The organism is Gaiella sp. (assembly GCF_035558935.1).
Lineage (GTDB): Bacteria > Actinomycetota > Thermoleophilia > Gaiellales > Gaiellaceae > Gaiella.
Map to the genome: position 1 here is coordinate 30,947 of NZ_DATMBZ010000064.1, position 17,635 is coordinate 48,581.

Here is a 17,635-nt window from a genome sequence, read left to right on the forward strand (position 1 = left end):
ATCGATGATCGTGGATTCGGTTAGGGTCAACGCATGACGCTCCCCATCCCGCGCCCCGGCAAGATCGTCTGCGTCGGGCTCAACTACCGAGACCACGCGGAGGAGCAGGGTGTCGACCTGCCGGCCGCGCCGCTCTTCTTCGCCAAGTACACGACGTCGCTGATCGGGCCCGGCGACGCGATCGTGATCCCGCCCGTCGTGACGAAGTGCGACTACGAGGCGGAGCTCGGCGTCGTGCTCGGCGCGACCGTCCGGAACGTCTCGAAGGAGAACGCGCTCGAGGCGGTCGCGGGATACGTCGTCGCGAACGACGTCTCGGCGCGTGACCTCCAGTTCGCCGACGGCCAGTGGACGCGCGGCAAGTCGCCGGACACGTTCTGCCCGGTCGGCCCGCTCGTCCCGGCGGCGGAGGTTCGCGATCCGCACGCGCTGCGCATCAGGGCGATCCTGAACGGCGAGACGATGCAGGACTCGACCACTGCGAACCTGATCTTCGGGATCGACGAGGTGATCAGCTACGCCTCTCAGACGTCGACCCTCGAGGCCGGCGACCTCATCCTGACGGGGACGCCCGCCGGCGTCGGCGTCTTCCGCGACCCACAGCGCCTCCTCCGGCCCGGCGACGAGATCACCATCGAGATCGACGGGGTCGGAACGCTGACGAATCCCGTCACGGGAGCTTGACGGCGCCGCTCGAGTGGCGGATCGTCGCCCGGCCGTCATGAGCGCGATCTCCAGAACCGTGCTCCGTGAGCAGGTGAAGGACGTCCTGCTGCAGCGCATCGTCAACGGCGAGCTGAAGCCGGGCGAGCGGCTCGTCGAGACGAGGATCGCGAGCGAGCTCGGTACGAGCCAGGCACCCGTGCGCGAGGCGCTACGCGATCTCGAGCTCCTGCGCATGGTCGAGTCGGAGCCGTTCCGCGGCGCACGGGTGCGGGCGTTCGGCAACGACGAGCTGATCGAGGTCTACCCCGTGCGCGCGGTGCTCGAGGAGCTCGCGGCGAAGGAGGCAGCGAAGCTCCTCGACGGCGACGTCACCGTGCTCGAACGCGAGGTCGACGAGATGCGGGACGCCGCGGGGCGCGGCGACATCAACGCCCTCGTCCGCCACGACCTCGCCTTCCACCGCGTCATCGTCGAGGCCGCCGGGAACTCGGTGCTCGAGCAGTGCTGGAAGTCGCTCGGCGTCGAGGGTCGGATCACGATCTCGCTCTACGGCACGTACGTGGAGCCACAGGAGGCGGCCGAGAAGCACGTCCCGATCCTCGAGGCGATCCGCGCGGTGAAGCCCGGCCCGGCCGGCCGCGAGGCACGTCGGCACGTCGAGGAGTTCGCGCGCATCGCACGGCAGCGCGCGAAGACCGCCGGAGCCGCGGCGCGCTGAGAGGCGGCCGCTCCACCGGAGCGGCCCTCGCCGGCCTCTTCCTCGCCTCGCTGGCGCTGCGGCCCCAGATCGTCGGCGTCGGGCCCCTGATCGACGAGATCCAGGACGACCTCGACGCTTCGCACGCGCTGGTCGGGCTGCTCGGCACGATCCCCGTGCTCTGCATGGGGCTCTTCGCGCCGGTCGCCGCCTATCTCTCTGCCCGGCTCGGCACCCGTCGCGCGATGACGATCGGGCTGGCGTTGATCGGGACGTTCGGGATCCTGCGCGCCGTCGCGCCGAGCGCCTGGCTCGTCGTGCTTCTCACCTGGGGCGTGGGCATCGGGATGGGGATCGGGAACGCGCTCGCGCCGCTCGCGGTGCGGGAGACGGTTCCCGATCGCCCCGCGACCGGAACGGGTGTGTACACGACAGGCATCCAGCTCGGCGCCACCGTCGCCGCTGCGATCGCGGTGCCGCTCGCGACGATTTTCGGCGGCTGGCGGGGCGCACTCATCGCTCTGTCCCTCTCGGCGTGCGCGATCGCGGTCGTCTGGGCGGTGCTGGAGCGGGGCGGGCCGGAGCACGTGCGGTCCGGCTCCTTGGTCCCGCGGTTGCCGTGGAGGTCGCATACCGCGTGGCTGCTCGTTGCGATCTTCGCCACGATGGCGTCGGGCTACTACGGCCTCAACGCATGGCTCGCCGACGCGTACGGCGAGCGCGGCTGGAGCGACACGTCAGCCGGCCTGCTGCTCGCCGCGATGACGCTGACGGCGATCCCGAGCTCCTTCCTGATTCCCTGGCTGTCCGACCGTCACGGTGGCCGGCGCGCATGGCTCGTGGGGGCGAGCACGGTCTTCGCGATCGGCGCCATCGGGCTGGTCGCCCTTCCCGCGGCGGGGTTCTTCTGGGCGCTGCTCGCGGGAAGCGCACAGGGCGGCACCTTCTCGCTCGTCATGACCCTGCCGCTCGATTTCGAGCAGACGCGAGAGCGCATCGGCGCGCTGGTCGGGCTGATGCTCGGTGTGGGCTATTCGGTGGCGGCGATCGCCCCGTTCCTCCTCGGCGCCGTCCGCGACGTCACGCACTCCTTCGACGCGGTGCTCTGGACGTGTGCCGCCTTTCTCGTCCTGCTCGTCGTCCTCGTCCGCCTGCTGCCGCGGCCCGAGGCGCGCTACGCGGGCGGATAGATGTTCGACGCGTACTCCTCGACCATGCGCGCCGCCGAGAAGCGCGGGCCGTTCGTGCGCAGCGAGCGCTTCACCATCCGAAGCCACCGGTGGGGGATGCCGTCGGCGTCGCGGTCCTGGAAGAGCGGGATCACCTGCTGCTCGAGCAGGTCGTACAGCGCGTGTGCGTGGCGCGCGTCCTGCGCGACCTCGTCCTCGCCCTCGGGGCCCGCGCCGTCGATCTCCCAGCCGTTCTCGCCGTCGTACCCCTCGACCCACCAGCCGTCGAGCACGCTGAGGTTGAGGCCGCCGTTCGCCGCGGATTTCATCCCGCTCGTCCCGCTCGCCTCGAGCGGCGGTCTGGGCACGTTGAGCCAGACGTCGCAGCCGCCCACGATCGGCGCCGCGACCGAGAGGTCGTAATCCTCGAGGAATGCGACCCGCGAGGTGATCCCCACCGCCTCGGAGAGGCCGAACACGTCGACGAGCATCTGCTTGGCGTTCTCGTCGAGCGGGTGCGCCTTGCCCGCGACGACCATCTGCACGGGCGGGCCGTCGGCGAAGATGCGGCGCACGCGCTCGGGGTCGTACGTGAGCAGGAAGAGGCGCTTGTAGGTCGCGATCCGCCTGGCGAAGCCGAGCGTCAGGGTGTCCTCCGCGAACGTCTCCGCCACCGCCTTCACGCTCTCGGGATCCTCGCCGCGCAGCAGCCGGTCCTGGATCGACTTCGCCTTGACGTACTCGACGAGCGAGCGGCGCGACTCGTTTCGCGCGGCCCACAGCTCCTCGTCGGGGATGTCCTCGACCGGGGCCCAGGTCTCGGGGTCGGACGCGCGATCGAGCCAGCCTTCGCCGAGATGGCGGTCGAGCAGGCCGAGCATCGGCGCGGAGAGGAAGCTCGGGAGGTGAACGCCGTTCGTGACGTGCGTGATGGGCACCTCGTCCGCGGGCGGATCGCCGAAGAGCGGCCGCCACATCTCGCGGGCGACCTCACCGTGGCGCAGGCTGACGGCGTTGGCGCGACGTGAGAGCCGGAGCGCGAGCGGTGTCATGCCCGGCCACTCGTCGCTTCCCTGGTGCGTCCGGCAGAGGTCGAGAAACCGTCCCTCGTCCATCCCGAGTCGCTCCGGCAGCTCGGCGAACGCCTCGAGGAACGACGCGGTCTCGTACGTCTCGTTTCCGGCGGGGACGGGCGTATGCGTCGTGAAGACGCAGTCGTGGCGCGCGAGGTCGAGCGCCTCGTCCAGCGACACGCCGCGCTCGATGTGCTCGGACGCGAGCTCGAGGGCGGCGAGCGCGGGATGGCCCTCGTTGAAGTGGAGGACGCCGGGCTCGATCCCGAGGGCCCGCAGTGCGCGCACCGCGCCGAGCCCGAGCAGCCCGTACTGGCCGAGCCGCGTGAGCGGGTTTCCCTCGTAGAGCCGGGCGGTGATCCAGCGGTCGACCGGGTCGTTCTCCTCGAGCTCGGTGTCGAGCAGGTAGAGCGGGACGCGGCCGATCTCCGCTCGCCAGACGTGGAAGGCCACCTCGCGCCCGAAGAGCGGGAACGAGAGACGCAGCGGCGCGCCGGTCTCGTCGAGCACGAGGACGGTCGGCAGGCGCTCGGGCATGATCTGCGTCCAGTACTCGTGCTGGAGCCCCGTGCGGTCGACGCGCTGGTGGAAGTAGCCCTTGCGGTAGAGCAGGCCGACGCCGATCATCGGCAGCGCGAGGTCGCTCGCCTGCTTCAGGATGTCGCCCGCGAGCGCGCCGAGCCCGCCGGAGTAGATCGGGAGCGACGGATGGATCCCGAACTCCGCGCAGACGAAGACGACGGGTTGGTCGATGCCCCGTACGGGCGTCTCGGGCCGCGCGCGGTTCTCGTCGAGCACGCGTTCGAGGCGCGCGATCCGCTCGAGCGTCGGCCCGTGTCCCGCCGCGAGTTGCGCGGCGTGCGGCGGGAGGTCGGCGAGCTGACGCACCGGATTCTCGGCGTTGATCACCCATGCGTGGGGATCGAGCGCACGGAAGAGCGCCGGCCCGTCGGGATCCCACGCCCAGCGGTAGTCGAGCGCGATCCGCGCGAGCGGCGCGAGCTCGGTCGGCAGCCGCCACGCCAGCTCGGTGGCGCGCTCGTCCGCCTCCCGCGCGCCGGGCAGCGCCGCGATGTCCACGATCCGCGTCGTGCTCACGGAGGCCCAACCTAGCCGAGGCCGGCTAGGCGGCGGTACGGAAGTGCGCGATCGTCGCGGCGACGCCGGCGTCGAGCGCGGTGCGAGGGAACGGGCCGACGTCGCGGTCGAACCCGACGGCCTCCAGCTCGGGCGGGAACGGGAGCGTGTCCCCTCCCCACGTGATCTCGGCCTCAGGGACGACCGCTCGGATCGCCGTCACGACCTCTTCCATCGAGGCGGCGACGCCGGGAGCGTTGTACACGGCGGCGCCCGCGCGACCCGACGACGCTGCCATGACGAACGCGCGCGCCACGTCGGGCGCGTAGTCGTACTGGGCGGTGCCGGAGTAGCCGATCGCGTACGGCTCGCCCCGGGTCGCGGCGAGCATCGCCATCGTCGGCCCGGACGTCATGCCCTGGTCGCGGCCGGGCCCGTAGACGACGTAGGGTCGAAGGCCGACCGAAGGCAGTCCCCTGTCTGCCGCGTAGACCCGCGCCATGCCCTCGTCGGCGAGCTTCGAGACGCCGTACAGGGTACTCGGCGTCGTGCCGCCGAGCTCCGGCGCGGGCGAGGGGTCGGAGGCGCTGTAGACGGCCGTCGAGCTCGCGTACGCGACGCCCGGGATCCGGTCGAGGCGGCCCGAGACCGCCTCGAAGACGTTGACCGTGCCCGCGACGTTGACGCGCATCCCGAGCGGCGGGTTCGCGCGCACGAACGGCACCTGGAGCGCCGCGAGGTGCACGACCCGCGTGATCGCGTGGTCGTCGAGCACCCGCTCGAGGGCCTCGAGGTCGGTGATGTCGCCCCGGACGAGCGTCACCCGGTCGGTGTCCTCGTCTCCGAGCACGAGCCGCAGACGCGCGGTGTCCTCGCCGAGGTCGTAGCCGACGACCTCGCCGCCGTCGGCCAGCACGGCGCGCGCGACCCAGGCGCCGAGGCAGCCGAGGACGCCGGTGACGAGGAACCGCTCGCTCACGTCCTCGGGAACCAGGAGGTGCGAGGCTGGAGCCACGCCCCATGGAGAAGCTCAGGCAAGCGGCGCGTCCTGGTACACGGTCACCGCGTCCGTGAAGAACTCGCGCGCCGCGCGGCCCTGCTCGTGGGGCCCGAAGCCCGAGCCCTTGATGCCGCCGAACGGGACGTGGACGTCGGCCCCGGCCGTCTGGGAGTTGACATGGAGGATGCCCGCCTGGAGCTCCTCCGAGAAGCGCTGCACGGCATGGAGGTCGCGCGTGAAGATCGACGCGGAGAGCCCGTACTGCACGGCGTTCGCGCGCTCGAGCGCCTCGTCGAGCGTCGTGAAGCGGTAGAGCGACGTGACGGGCCCGAAGACCTCCTCGCAGGAGAGGTGCGCGTCCTCCGCGACGTCCTCGAACACCGTCGGCTCGACGAGGAACCCGTCGCCCGGGCCGCGCCTGCCGCCCGCCGCGACCGAGCCGCCCTCGTCGCGGCCGCGCTCGATCGCCGCGAGGACGTCGTCGAAGGCGCTCTCGGTGACGAGCGGCCCGACCTCCGTCTCGGGGTCGGCCGGGTCGCCGACCTTGCCGGCCGCCACGCGCGCCAGGAGCTTCTCGCGGAACGCGTCGTAGGCGCCGTCCTGGACGAGGATCCGCCGGGTCGCGGTGCACTTCTGTCCGGCCGACCAGAAAGCGCCTGCGTATGCCGCCTCGACGGCCCGGTCGAGCTCCGCGTCCGCCATCACGACGAACGGGTTCTGCCCTCCGAGCTCGAGCTGCACGCGGGCGCCGCGCGCGGTTGCCGTCTCGCGGACGCCCTCGCCGACAGCGACCGAGCCCGTGAACGAGATCGCCTTCACGTCGGGGCTCTCGACGAGCGCCGAGCCGACGACCGAGCCCGAGCCCGTCAGCACGTTGAGCACGCCCGGGGGGAGGCCCGCCTCGGCGAAGCACTCCGCGACGTGCAGCCCGGTCCGCGGCGCGTCGTGGGCGAGCTTCAGCACGACAGCGTTGCCGTGGATCAGTGCCGGCGCGAGCTTCCACACGGGGATCGCGATCGGGAAGTTCCACGGTGTGATCAGGCCGACGACCCCGAGTGGACGCCGCACCGTGTAGAGGCGCTGCAGCGGGACGGACGCCGCGTAGACCTCCCCGATCGGGCGCCACGCCTCGCCGGCGGCGAAGCGGAGGATCGTCGCGGCGCGCGCGGTCTCCATGCGCGCCTCGCGCAGCGGCTTTCCCATCTCGGCCGTCATGTCGCGCGCGACCGCCTCCGTCCGCGCCTCGATCGCATCGGCGGCCCGGTGGAAGATCGCGGCGCGCGAGGGCGCCGGGAGCGCGGCCCACGCGGGGAAGGCGGACGCCGCCGCCGCGACTGCCGCCTGGACGTCGGCGACGCCGGACGACTGGAAGACGCCCGTCCCCTCCGACGGCCGCCATGGGTCGTGCTTCTCGTAGGTCTCGCCCGAGTCGGCCTCGCGCCACTCGCCGCCGACGTAGTTGCGGGCTGGGGTTCCGATCAGGGTCTCTGTCATCGCGACTCCTTAGAGGAGGCTCGTCGCGAGCGCGACGGGGTTGACGAGTGTGCCGATCTCCGGGACGTGGATCTCGACCCAGTTGCCCGGAACGAGGCTGAACGAGTCGGGCGGGACGAGGCCCGTGCCCGTGAGGAGCACCGAGCCTGGCGGCACGGGATTCTCCTTGACGAGCCAGGCGGTCAGCTCCTCGAACGTCCGCACCATCTGGGTCGTCGACGTCTTGTCCTCGTAGAGGACCTCGCCCTCCTCGTCGGAGATCCGCATGATGATCTGGAAGCCCTGCGGCTCGCGCGGAGGGATGTAGAGAGCGGGGCCGATCGAGCACGCGGCTGCGTACACCTTTGCCTGGCTGAGATAGAGGGGGTTCGTGCCCTCGATCTCGCGCGACGACACGTCGTTGCCGATCGTGTAGGCAAGGATTCGGCCGCGCTCGCCGACGACGACCCCGATCTCGGGCTCGGGCACGTTCCACGTCGAGTCGCCGCGGATCCCGATCGGCTCACCGGGCCCGACGGTGCGGCGGCACGCGGCGTCCTTCAGGAAGAGCTCGGGCCGATGGGCCTCGTAGACGAGGTCGTAGACGTCCTTGACGGCGCTCTCCTCCATGCGCGCGTTGCGGCTCCGCTCGTACGTGACCCCCGCGCACCAGACCTCGGGTGGGTCGAGCGGCGCGATCAGCGTGCGGCCGTCGCCGAGCTCGAGGCTGTACGGGTCGACGGGCGTCACCTGGCCTCCCTCGGGGGAGAACATCTCGCCCCGCAGGAACGGCATCGGGTCCTCGATCCCGCTGAGCTTGCGGAAGTGGCCCTCGTTGTCGACCTCGACGCCGACCGAGACGCGGCCGGAGCCGTCGACCCAGCGAACGATGCGGCGCATCAGTACACCGCCCGGCCGCCGGAGATGTCGTACGTCGCGCCGGTCGAGAACGAGCATTCCTCGCTCGCGAGCCAGCAGGCGAGCGTCGCGACCTCGTCGGGCGTGCCCATCCGTCCCATCGGGATCCGCTCGATCATGTAGTCGATGTGCGACTGGGCGAGGCCGTCGAGGATCGGCGTCTCGATCACGGCGGGCGCGATGCAGTTGACGACGACTCCGGTGCGGGCAACGTCCTTGCCGATCGCCTTCGTCATCGCGATCACCGCAGCTTTTGCGGCGGAATAGGCGGCCGCCATCGGGTTCCCTTCCTTGCCCGCGATCGACGCCACGTTCACGATCCTCCCGTATCCGCGCTCGATCATGCCCGGGAGGACGGCGCGGTTGCAGAAGAAGACGCCGTCGGCGTCGATCGCCATCACGCGGCGCCACTCGTCGTCCGAGACGTCGACCGTGGAGATCGACGCTCCCGTGATGCCGGCGGAGCAGACGAGGACGTCGATCGGCCCGAGCTCCGACGCCGCGCGGGCGACGGCGGCCTCGACCTGCTGCGAGTCGGAGACGTCGCCGTGGAGCGTCAACGCACCGTCGGGCGCCCCGCCGTCGAGGTCGAGCGACGCCACCTTCGCGCCCTCGGCGAGCAGGCGCCGCACGGTTGCCGCGCCGATGCCGCTCGACCCGCCCGTGACGAGCGCGACGCGGCCCGCGAATCGATCGTCGTTCCGCGCCACCCCGGCTAGCCTAACCTCTGGGCGTGGGATTCGACCCCGTCACCGACTACCCGCTGGGCACACGCCGGCCCGAGCTCGTGACGACGCCCTCGGGGCTTCCGCTCGACGACGTCACGCTCGCCGCCGCGCGCGACGGGCAGCTCGCCGCGACCGACACGCGTGCGACCGCCGCCACGCTCGGGCTGCAGGCCGAAGTCGCCCGGGCCGCCGGCCGCGCCCAGCTCGCAGACGGCCTCGAGCGCGCCTCGGAGCTGACCCGCGTTCCCGACGACGAGCTGCTGGCCGTGTACACGGCGCTGCGGCCCGGCCGGTCGTCGGCGCACGAGCTCGAGTCCTGGGCGGCGCGGCTCGAGGAGCTCGGCGCGCCGCGGAACGCGGCGTTCGTTCGCGAGGCGGCCACGGCTTACACGGTGCGGGGGCTCGCCACGGATGGCTGACGAGCGGCGCAGCGCACGGTTCGAGGCGCGGGAGGCGACGGAGCTCCGCCGGGAGACGCTCGTCGAGCCGTGGCCCGAGCTCGGTCTCGTCGCGGCCGACGGCCCCGCCGACCCCGAGCCCGAGCTCGTCGTCGAGCACGGCGTCGTCGTCCGCCTCGACGGCAAGGACGCGTCGGAGCTCGACGTGATCGACCGGTTCCTCGTGGCGCACGGCCTCGACCTCGAGGTCGCCGCGGAGGCGATGGCGCTCCCGGACGAGCGGCTCGCCCGCATGCTCGTCGACGTCGACGTGCCGCGGGACGAGCTCGTTCGCCTCGGCCGCGGCCTGACGCCGGCGAAGCTCGCGCGGGTCGTCGGGATGCTCGACCCGGTCGAGCTGATGATGGCCCTCAAGAAGCTGCGCGCGCGGCGCGATCCCGGCAACCAGGCGCACGTCACGAACCTGAAGGAAAGCCCTGCGCTCCTCGCAGCCGACGCGGCCGAGGCGGCGCGCCGCGGCTTCGACGAGCTGGAGACGACGGTCGGCGTCGCCCGCTATGCGCCGCTCAACGCGCTCGCGCTCCTCGTCGGCTCGCAGACCGGGCGCCCCGGCGTGATGACCCAGTGCGCCGTCGAGGAGCGACGCAACCTCGAGCTGGCGATCCGCGGGCTCGTCACCTACGCGGAGACGCTCTCGGTGTACGGGACGGAGGCCGTCTTCGCCGACGGGGACGACACACCGTGGTCGAAGGCGTTTCTCGCGTCTGCGTACGCCTCGCGTGGTGTCAAGGTGCGCTTCACGTCGGGCACGGGCTCGGAGGCGCTGATGGGGCACGCGGCCGGGCTCTCGATGCTCTACCTCGAGGCGCGCTGCGTCTCGGTCGTGCGCGCGGCGGGCGCGCAGGGAGTCCAGAACGGCTCGATCTCGTGTGTCGCACTCGTGCTCTCGGTGCCCGGAGGGACCCGCGCGATCCTCGCCGAGAACGTCCTCGCCGCCTGGCTCGATCTCGAAGTCGCCTCGGGGAATGACGCGATCGCCTCCCATTCGCCGATCCGCAAGACGGCGAAGCTGATGGGTCAGTTCCTTCCAGGGACGGACTTCGTGACGTCGGGCTACTCGATCATGCCGCGGCGCGACAACACGTTCGGCGGCGGCAACTACGACGGGGACGACATCGACGAGTGGCTCACGATCCAGCGCGACTGGCAGGTGGACGGGGGGATCGAGCCCGTGGCGGAGGAGGAGGCGCTGCGCGTACGCGAGCGCGCCGCGCGGGCGGTGCAGGCCGTCTTCGCCGAGCTCGGCCTCCCGGAGGTGACCGACGCGGAGGTGGAGGCGGCGACGGTGGGCCACGGCAGCCCCGACATGCCGGACCGCGACCGCGCCGCTGACGTCGAGGCGGCCGACGAGCTGCTCGCGCGAGGCGTGTCCGCCCTCGACGTCGCGCTCGCGCTCGACCGCCGCGGCCACGAGGACGTCGCAGAGGCGGTGGTGGGGATGCTGCGTCAGCGCGTGGCGGCCGACTACCTGCAGACGTCCGCCGTGATCGAGCCGGACGGGCTCGTGCGGTCCGCCGTCAACGACCCGAACCTCTACCTCGGCCCGGGAACCGGTTACCGGCTCGAGGGAGAGCGCTGGGAGCTCCTTCAGGCGCTGCCGCACGTCGTCGACCCGCGGCGGCTGGGCGCGGCGCCGGCGGACGCCGAGCCCATCGTCGCGGAGGGCGACACGGCCCGGCGGGGCGACGACGCCTCGGAGGTCGTCGTCGCGGTCGGGCCGGCGTTCGCCGACGGCCTCCGCGAGACGATCGCCGGCCTCTCGCATGCCGACGTGCTCGCTGCCGTCGTCGAGGGCGTGGACGAGGCGGGCGCCTCCGCGCGCCTCGTCCGCATCCGACGTGCAGCGGACGTCGCGTTCATCGGCCACGACGGCGCGCGGCTCTCCGGGTCCGGCGTCGCGCTCGGCCTCCAGTCCAAGGGAACCGCGGTGATCCACCGCGCCGACCTGCAGCCGCTCGACAACCTCGAGCTCTTCGGGATGAGCCCGCTCTACACGCTCGAGAGCTATCGCGCGATGGGGCGAAACGCGGCCGGGTACGCGCTCGGGCAACGGGTCGGCCCCGTCCCGACCGAGCTCGACAACTTCGCGCGCGCCAAGCTGATCGTGCTGACGACGCTGCTCCACGCGCAAGAGGCGCGGGCGGTCGTCCCCGGCGCGCCGCCCGTCGAGCTCACGCTGATCTCCGCAAGCCTGCGAGCGCGAAGCGGGCGCCTATAAGGGTCTGCCCCTGCCGCAGGCGGGGGATCAGCAGCGAAAACGAGCTCAGCCCACCACCGCACCGAACAGCGCGCCGACCCCGTAGGTCACGAGGAACGCCGCCGCGCCGAACGCAAGCTGCCGCGAACCCGAGAGGAGCACGCTCCGCCCGGTGAGGAGCGTGATCGCGGCCCCGATGCCGAACAGGCCGAGCGCCGAGACCGCCAGCGCGACCCCGACCGCCACATGCCCCGAGAGGAACACGAAGGGCAGGATCGGGAGGATCGCGCCGAGCACGAAGAGGACGAACGACGTGCCGGCGGCCACCCAGGGCGAGCCGCCGAGCTCCTCCGGATCGATCCCGAGCTCCTCGCGGGCATGGATGTCGAGCGCCGTCGTCGGGTCTGCCGACAGCCGTTCCGCAATCTGTCGCGCCTCCCGCGGGTGCAGCCCCTTCTGCTCGTACACGAGCGCGAGCTCGGCCTGCTCCTCCTCGGCGCTCGCCGCGATGTGCTGCTCCTCGATCTGCAGCTCCCGCGCGTGCAGCTCGCGGCTCGACTGGACCGAGATCCACTCGCCCATCGCCATCGAGCCGGCGCCGGCGATCAGCCCGGCGACGCCCGTCACGAGGATGTCCTTCGAGGCGATGCCGGCGCCCGCAACCCCCATCACGAGGGCGGCGTTCGAGACGAGCCCGTCGTTGACGCCGAGAACAGCCGCCCGGAGGGCATTGCCGCCCGCTGCGCGCCCGCGCTGGAGGCGGGCGAGCGCGCGACCGATCGGCTCGCCGCGGGTGTCGCCGACGAGGGCCACCAGGGCGCGCTCGTGGCGCTCCTCGTCGTCCGCAAAGGCCCGCGACTCGTCGAGATACGCCTCGGTCGAGAGCGCCTCCCTGTCGCGCATGATGGGCACCACCACGGTGTCGCCGAAGTCGCCGGCCAGCTTGCAGAGCACGCGCGCCCGCTGGCCGGGGCGGGCCGGGCCCGGGTCGACGTCGGCCTCCCGGAGCCGCTCCTCCCAGTGCGTCGCGTGGCGCCGTTCGTCGTCGGCGAGCTCCTCGAAGAGCCGCCTCCGCTCCGGAGTGCGCTCCGACTCCGCCAGCGCACGATAGATCGCCTCGGCGTCGAGCTCCTCCTGCCGAGTCGCCTTCCAGCGCTCGATCGTGGCCGTATCGTTCGCGAGGTCGCTCATCGGCGCGCACCTTAGTGCTCGCGCAGGCCGGCCGCGCGCTGCTCCGCTGCGAGCCGCTCCTCGGCCTCTGCCTCTTCGCGGAAGAGCCGGACGAGGAGCCACACGACCGCGGCGAAGAAGACGAGCGCCTGCTCCGTCGACATGAGGATCCCTCCGAGGTTCTGGTCCTGCTCCGCTGTGATCCCCCAGAGGCGCTCGGGGCGCGACTCGTAGTAGTCGTAGACGGGCGGCGAGAAGGTGAGGGCCAGTCCCAGGAAAGCGGAAAACACGAACGCGGCGAGCACGTAGCCGATCCGTCCGAGGGTCGACACCGCCCGCGGCACGTCGCAGAGCACGGGCCACCAGAAGAGGAGCCCGATCGCGATCAGGAACGCGTGCTCGAGGCCGAGCAGCACGGGGTTCCGGACGGCCGCGTCGTACACCGCGCCGAGGTGGACGAGATACCAGCCGACGAGCCAGGCCGGGAGCGCCACCTGCGGCCGGGTCAGCCACGCGAACCAGTCGCCGCCGCGAGCGGCGAGCCCTTCTCGCATCGCGGGCGTGAGGCCGATCAGGACGAGCGGAGGCGCCCAGTCGGAGATCATCACGTTCTGAAGCAGGTGGAAGAGGACGAGATACTCGATCGCGATCGTCCCGAGCGGCGAGTTGAGCGCGACGACGACGAGGGCGACGCCCGCGCCGAAGCACCACGCCCGCCAGGCCGGCCCCGGCTCCTTCCGCCAGGCGCGGACGTACACGACGACCGCGCCGGCCGCCGCGACCACGAACACGGGCTCGAACGTGAACGACCAGGGAGACGGCATCAGACCGGCTCGGGCGCCGCCGCCGGCACCGCCCGCGTGCGGCGGGCAGCGACCACGAGCACCACGAGCGCCACTCCGAGCGTCAAGAGCTGCTCGGCCATCATCACGACGCCGGCGAGCTTCTGGTCGGCCAACGGGGAGAGCCCGAAGAGGCGCTCGGGCTGCTCCGCGTAGACGTCGTAGTACGGGTGGAACGAGAACACGAAGACGTACGCGAGGAGCTGACCCATCCAGAGCATCACGACCGCGAGGCCGATGCGCTGGCCGAGCGTGAGGCGGCCGTGGCCCGCCGGGTCGATCAGCAACGTCCAGACGAGCGCGCCGACGACGACGAACGACAGGTGCTCGACGCGGTGGAGCAGCGGGTGGCGAAGGGCGGCGTCGTAGAGGAACGGGATGTGCCACGCCACGAGCACGCCCAGCCACAGGGGCACGGCGACGCGCGGCCGGAGCAGGAACGAGAGTGAACGCCGCAGCCACTGCCGGCGGGCCAGCGGCGCGAGCAGGTCCTGGGGAAGGAAGAACATCGAGAGCGGCCCGCGGACTGCGACGAGCGCGAGCGCCACGCCGAGGTCGGCGATCAGGACGTGCTGCAGCATGTGGGCGGACTGGAGGTACTCCTCGGCGACAGCGTCGAGCGGGGAGACGATCCCGAGCACCACGATCGCGACGCCGGCGAGGAAGATCGGCCAGCGCGACCACGGCGCCAGTTCCGGGCGTCGCCCGCGCAACCGCCGCCAGCCCTGCGCGAAGAACGCGATCGCCACCGCCGCGCCGACGAGGACGAGCGGGTCGAACGACCACGCCCGCCACAGGTCCCCGGTCGCGGTCGCTGCGAGCGCGCTCACCACCTCTACGGTAGCCCTGCGCGGGCCCGCGAGTGGACGGGGTCAGGCGACTCGCGCCAGGGCCGCGGCCAGCTCGCGCGGGCGCGAGAGGAAGGGCGAATGGCCGCCGTCGAGCTCGACCGGCTCGACACCGAGCTGCGCCCGGGCGACGGCGCGCGACCACTCGGGCCGGATGCAACGTTCGTCGCGGCAGACGATCGACGTCCGCTCGACGTCGGGGATGCCGTCCTCCGGCCACGGCTCGCCGCGCGGCGCGCTCGACTGCGGACGGAGGCGGGCGACTGCCTGCCGGGCGTCGTCCTCCGTGCAGTCGTGGACGGGGAGCGCAGCGGCCGTCAGCTCGGCGTAGCGCGTGAGCCCCGCGTGCGGATCCTCTGCCGGCAGGTCGACCGCAACGGTGCGGTGGCCGAGCACCTCGAGCTCGGGGACGAGCCTCTCCCAGCACCACGCGCCGTGCCAGGCGCCGTGGACGAGGCCGAAGGTCAACGTTCGACGTGGAGGCTGCCCGCGAGGTCGCCGAGGACGAGGTCGCGCTCGCGGTCCGGGATGTGGTCGAGCGGCACCGGGCCGAGCGCCTCGACGAACGTCACGCCGTCGGTCGAGTGGAGCTCGTGCTCGACCCCGCGGTTGACGACGCAGACGTCCCCGGCGCGCAGCTCGCGCGTCGCGTCGCCGATCGTCATCGTCACGGAGCCGTCCAGGATCAGCATCACCTGCTCGGTGTGCTCGTGGCTGTGGCGGGCGACCGTCGTCCCGGGTGCGTAGGTGACGTGCCCGAGGAACACCTGGTCGCCGGCAACCGCCTTGAGCCCCACGCCCGGGAAGAGGGGGTGGGGCTCACGGCCGTTGAACGTCTCGAAGGGCGTCAGGGGCACTAGGCGGGCACCTCGAACGACATGCCGCCCTGCGAGACGGCGTTCACGGAGAGCTCCGCGTCGAAGACGACCTTCTTTCCCTCGCGGGCCGGCTCCGCCTTGGCCTGCAGCGCCCGGAGCACCCTCTCCGGCGTGATCGGCAGCTCGGTGACCCAGACGCCGACCGCGTCGTACACCGCCGAGGCGATCGCGGGCGGCTGGGCGTTGTTCGCCATCTCACCGATGCCCTTCGCGCCGTACGGGCCGTCGGACGAGGGGTTCTCGATGATGATCGTGTCGATCTTCGGGAGGTCCTCGAAGCCCGGCGCCAGGTAGGAGCCGAACTGGCCGCCGCGGTGCTCGGCCGAAGGGTAGTACGGGTAGCAGTTCTCGAGCACGCCGAGCCCGAGCCCCTGGACGGCGCCGCCCTCGATCTGCCCCTCGACGAGGGTGGGGTTGATCGCACGGCCGACGTCGTAGACCTGCACGAGGCGCGTGACCTTGACGACGCCGGTCTCGTCGTCGACCTCGACCTCGGCCGCGCAGGCGGCGTACGAGATCGCGGAGTGGGGTGGGAGGTCGACCTGGCCGGTCTCCGGGTCGACGATCGACGCGTAGTCCTTGAGCTGGGCCCCCGTGCCCGTGATCAGCTCGCCGTACGTCCAGGTCGCCGCCGCAGCGACGTCGGGCACGGCGATCTTCTTCTGCGGGGCGCCCTTGGCGAGGACCTCGCCGTCCACGATCTCGAGGTCGGAGGGGTCGATCTCGAGCTCCTTGCCGGCGATGTCGAGAATCCGCTCCTTGACCTTCTCGGCAGCCTTCTCGACGGCCTTGCCCGCGACGAAGGTCGCACGCGACGCGAACGTCCCCGTGCAGACCGGAGACGAGTCCGTGTTCGAGTTGTCGTAGGTGATCCAGTCGTACGGGACGCCGATCGTCTCCGCGACGATCTGCGACTGGATCGTCTTCGACCCGTTCCCGATGTCGGACGTGCCGGCGAAGACGTCCACCCGCCCGTCGGGCTTGACCTTGATCCACGCCTGTGAGGGGTCGCCGTTCTGGTTCATCCCCGTGGGGTACTCGATCGCCGCGATCCCGCGGCCCTTGTGGACAGCCATCAGTGGTCCTCCGGGTTTGCCGTCTGCGAGACGAGGTGCTCGGGCAGGAGGTCGCCCTCGCGCGGGTCGCGGCTCATCGCCGCGTACTCGGGCGCGAGCTCGACCTCCATGCCGCCGGCGAGCGCCTTCACGACCGAGACGGTCGACGGGTCGGTGTAGACGATCCGGTTCGGTGAGGTGTCGCCGATCCGGTTGGCGTTCTTCAGCCGCACCTCGTACGGGTCGAGGCCGAGCACGTCCGCGATGCGGCTCAGGTGCGTCTCGGTCGCGAACGACACGGAGGTGACCCCGAAACCGCGCATCGCGGTCGTCGGCACGCGGTTCGTGAAGACGACGTAGCCGTCGAACGAGAGGTTCGGGATCGTGTACGCCCCGGTGTGGTGGAACGAGTGCTTCGTCAGCCCGTACGGCGAGAAGCGCGAGTACGCGCCGGAGTCGTGCAGCGTCAGCATCTTGCGGCCGAGGATCCAGCCGTCCTTCGTCACGGCGTCGGCGATCTCCATGTGCCACGGAGCCCGGGTCGAGGAGCAGAGGAACTCCTCCTCGCGCGTCCAGCGCCACTTCACCGGACGGCCCGACTTCCGGGCGAGCAGGGCGCACATCGTCTCGCTCGCCGTGTCGACCTTGCCGCCGAAGCCGCCGCCGACCGTGCCGCCGACGACCTTCAGCTTGTTGAGCGGAACCTGCAGGTGCGCCGCGACGACGCCCATCGAGAAGTAGAGCGCCTGCGTGCAGGAGTAGATCGTCAGCCGCCCGCTGGCCTCCGGAACCACGAGCGCAACCTGCGTCTCGAGGGGAACATGCTCGATCGCGGCCGGGCGGTAGACGCCCTGGACGATCGCGTCGGCCTGCTCGAACGCGTCCTCGACCGATCCCTTGCGGATCTGCCGCCGGTCCATCTCGCCCTCGAAGTGCGGGTACCAGTTGCCCCACTGGTGCACCTTCGGGGCGTCGCTGTCGAACGCCTTGCGGATGTCGAAGAGCGGCGTCCGCTCCTCGTAGTCGATCTCGATCGCGTCGACGGCCGCCATCGCCGTCTCCTCGTCCTCCGCCGCGACGACGGCGATCGGCTGGCCCTTGTAGCGCACCTCGTCCTTCGCGAGCAGCGGCTCGTCGGCGGGGATGCCGAGGGCGGAGAGGTGGCCGTACTCGAGCAGCGGGACGTCCGCGTGGGTGATGACCGCGTGGACGCCGGGCATCGCCTCGGCCTTGGACGCGTCGAGCGAGGTGATCGCCGCGCTGTGCAGCGGCGACCGGAGCGCCTTCGCCCAGAGTGTGCCGGGGACGCGCACGTCGTCGACGTACGTCGTGCGGCCCGTGACGTGCTCGATCCCGTCGTAGCGGGGGAGTCGTGCACCCACGGCT

17 protein-coding genes are annotated in these 17,635 nt (G+C 71.9%); 5 read left to right on the forward strand and 12 right to left on the reverse strand.

The window, feature by feature from the left end:
* Positions 1-33 precede the first annotated feature (33 nt).
* Genes VNM44_RS06625 through VNM44_RS06635 form a run of 3 tightly spaced genes read left to right on the forward strand, consistent with a single transcriptional unit; the run spans position 34 to position 2,553 of the window.
* The gene (locus tag VNM44_RS06625) at positions 34-684 is read left to right on the forward strand and encodes a fumarylacetoacetate hydrolase family protein (RefSeq protein WP_325623958.1); all 651 of its coding nucleotides are present in this window, start codon (positions 34-36) and stop codon (positions 682-684) included.
* A gap of 37 nt (positions 685-721) precedes the next feature.
* Entirely contained in the window at positions 722-1,384 is a 663-nt protein-coding gene (locus tag VNM44_RS06630) for a GntR family transcriptional regulator (RefSeq protein WP_325623963.1), read from the forward strand.
* 50 nt (positions 1,385-1,434) lie between these two features.
* Positions 1,435-2,553, forward strand: coding sequence for a CynX/NimT family MFS transporter (locus VNM44_RS06635; RefSeq protein ID WP_325624105.1), 1,119 nt, complete (start codon positions 1,435-1,437; stop codon positions 2,551-2,553).
* On the opposite strand, the gene glgP is transcribed toward VNM44_RS06635, so the two are convergent.
* From glgP to VNM44_RS06660, 5 genes are read right to left on the reverse strand one after another with little or no spacing between them, the layout of a single operon-like run.
* Positions 2,538-4,703: an alpha-glucan family phosphorylase gene (gene glgP, locus VNM44_RS06640; RefSeq protein ID WP_325623966.1), complete on the reverse strand. Its 2,166-nt coding sequence runs from the start codon at positions 4,701-4,703 to the stop codon at positions 2,538-2,540. The genes VNM44_RS06635 and glgP overlap by 16 nt on opposite strands.
* Before the next feature lie 25 nt (positions 4,704-4,728).
* Positions 4,729-5,697 carry an NAD(P)-dependent oxidoreductase gene (locus tag VNM44_RS06645; protein WP_325623968.1) on the reverse strand — a complete coding sequence of 323 codons (969 nt, stop codon included), beginning with the start codon at positions 5,695-5,697 and terminating at the stop codon, positions 4,729-4,731.
* A gap of 15 nt (positions 5,698-5,712) precedes the next feature.
* Positions 5,713-7,176: an aldehyde dehydrogenase family protein gene (locus tag VNM44_RS06650; RefSeq protein ID WP_325623970.1), complete on the reverse strand. Its 1,464-nt coding sequence runs from the start codon at positions 7,174-7,176 to the stop codon at positions 5,713-5,715.
* A gap of 9 nt (positions 7,177-7,185) precedes the next feature.
* Complete coding sequence (locus VNM44_RS06655; protein ID WP_325623973.1) at positions 7,186-8,055, reverse strand: fumarylacetoacetate hydrolase family protein; 870 nt, start codon at positions 8,053-8,055, stop codon at positions 7,186-7,188.
* Positions 8,055-8,783, reverse strand: coding sequence for an SDR family NAD(P)-dependent oxidoreductase (locus tag VNM44_RS06660; RefSeq protein WP_325623977.1), 729 nt, complete (start codon positions 8,781-8,783; stop codon positions 8,055-8,057). The genes VNM44_RS06655 and VNM44_RS06660 overlap by 1 nt, the downstream gene beginning before the upstream one ends.
* A gap of 23 nt (positions 8,784-8,806) precedes the next feature.
* On the opposite strand from VNM44_RS06660, the gene VNM44_RS06665 reads away from it, so the two are divergent.
* Complete coding sequence (locus VNM44_RS06665) at positions 8,807-9,220, forward strand: diol dehydratase small subunit (RefSeq protein ID WP_325623980.1); 414 nt, start codon at positions 8,807-8,809, stop codon at positions 9,218-9,220.
* A complete protein-coding gene (locus VNM44_RS06670) occupies positions 9,213-11,477 on the forward strand; it encodes a propanediol/glycerol family dehydratase large subunit (RefSeq protein WP_325623982.1) in 2,265 nt (754 codons plus the stop codon). The genes VNM44_RS06665 and VNM44_RS06670 overlap by 8 nt, the downstream gene beginning before the upstream one ends.
* Positions 11,478-11,522: 45 nt before the next feature.
* Here the strand turns inward: VNM44_RS06670 and VNM44_RS06675 are convergent, their stop codons facing one another.
* Genes VNM44_RS06675 through VNM44_RS06705 form a run of 7 tightly spaced genes read right to left on the reverse strand, consistent with a single transcriptional unit; the run spans position 11,523 to position 17,631 of the window.
* Entirely contained in the window at positions 11,523-12,647 is a 1,125-nt protein-coding gene (locus VNM44_RS06675) for a VIT1/CCC1 transporter family protein (RefSeq protein ID WP_325623984.1), read from the reverse strand.
* A gap of 11 nt (positions 12,648-12,658) precedes the next feature.
* Positions 12,659-13,450 carry a cytochrome c oxidase assembly protein gene (locus VNM44_RS06680; RefSeq protein ID WP_325623986.1) on the reverse strand — a complete coding sequence of 264 codons (792 nt, stop codon included), beginning with the start codon at positions 13,448-13,450 and terminating at the stop codon, positions 12,659-12,661.
* The gene (locus VNM44_RS06685) at positions 13,450-14,298 is read right to left on the reverse strand and encodes a cytochrome c oxidase assembly protein (RefSeq protein WP_325623989.1); all 849 of its coding nucleotides are present in this window, start codon (positions 14,296-14,298) and stop codon (positions 13,450-13,452) included. Before VNM44_RS06685 ends, VNM44_RS06680 begins: the two co-directional genes overlap by 1 nt.
* Before the next feature lie 42 nt (positions 14,299-14,340).
* The gene (locus tag VNM44_RS06690; protein ID WP_325623992.1) at positions 14,341-14,784 is read right to left on the reverse strand and encodes an alpha/beta fold hydrolase; all 444 of its coding nucleotides are present in this window, start codon (positions 14,782-14,784) and stop codon (positions 14,341-14,343) included.
* The gene (locus VNM44_RS06695; RefSeq protein ID WP_325623995.1) at positions 14,781-15,173 is read right to left on the reverse strand and encodes a cupin domain-containing protein; all 393 of its coding nucleotides are present in this window, start codon (positions 15,171-15,173) and stop codon (positions 14,781-14,783) included. Before VNM44_RS06695 ends, VNM44_RS06690 begins: the two co-directional genes overlap by 4 nt.
* Positions 15,173-16,270 (reverse strand): xanthine dehydrogenase family protein molybdopterin-binding subunit, encoded by a 1,098-nt coding sequence (locus tag VNM44_RS06700; RefSeq protein ID WP_325623998.1) that lies wholly within the window; start codon positions 16,268-16,270, stop codon positions 15,173-15,175. Before VNM44_RS06700 ends, VNM44_RS06695 begins: the two co-directional genes overlap by 1 nt.
* Positions 16,270-17,631, reverse strand: a complete 1,362-nt coding sequence (locus VNM44_RS06705; protein ID WP_325624000.1) for a xanthine dehydrogenase family protein molybdopterin-binding subunit — start codon at positions 17,629-17,631, stop codon at positions 16,270-16,272. Before VNM44_RS06705 ends, VNM44_RS06700 begins: the two co-directional genes overlap by 1 nt.
* Between the last annotated feature and the right edge of the window lie 4 nt (positions 17,632-17,635).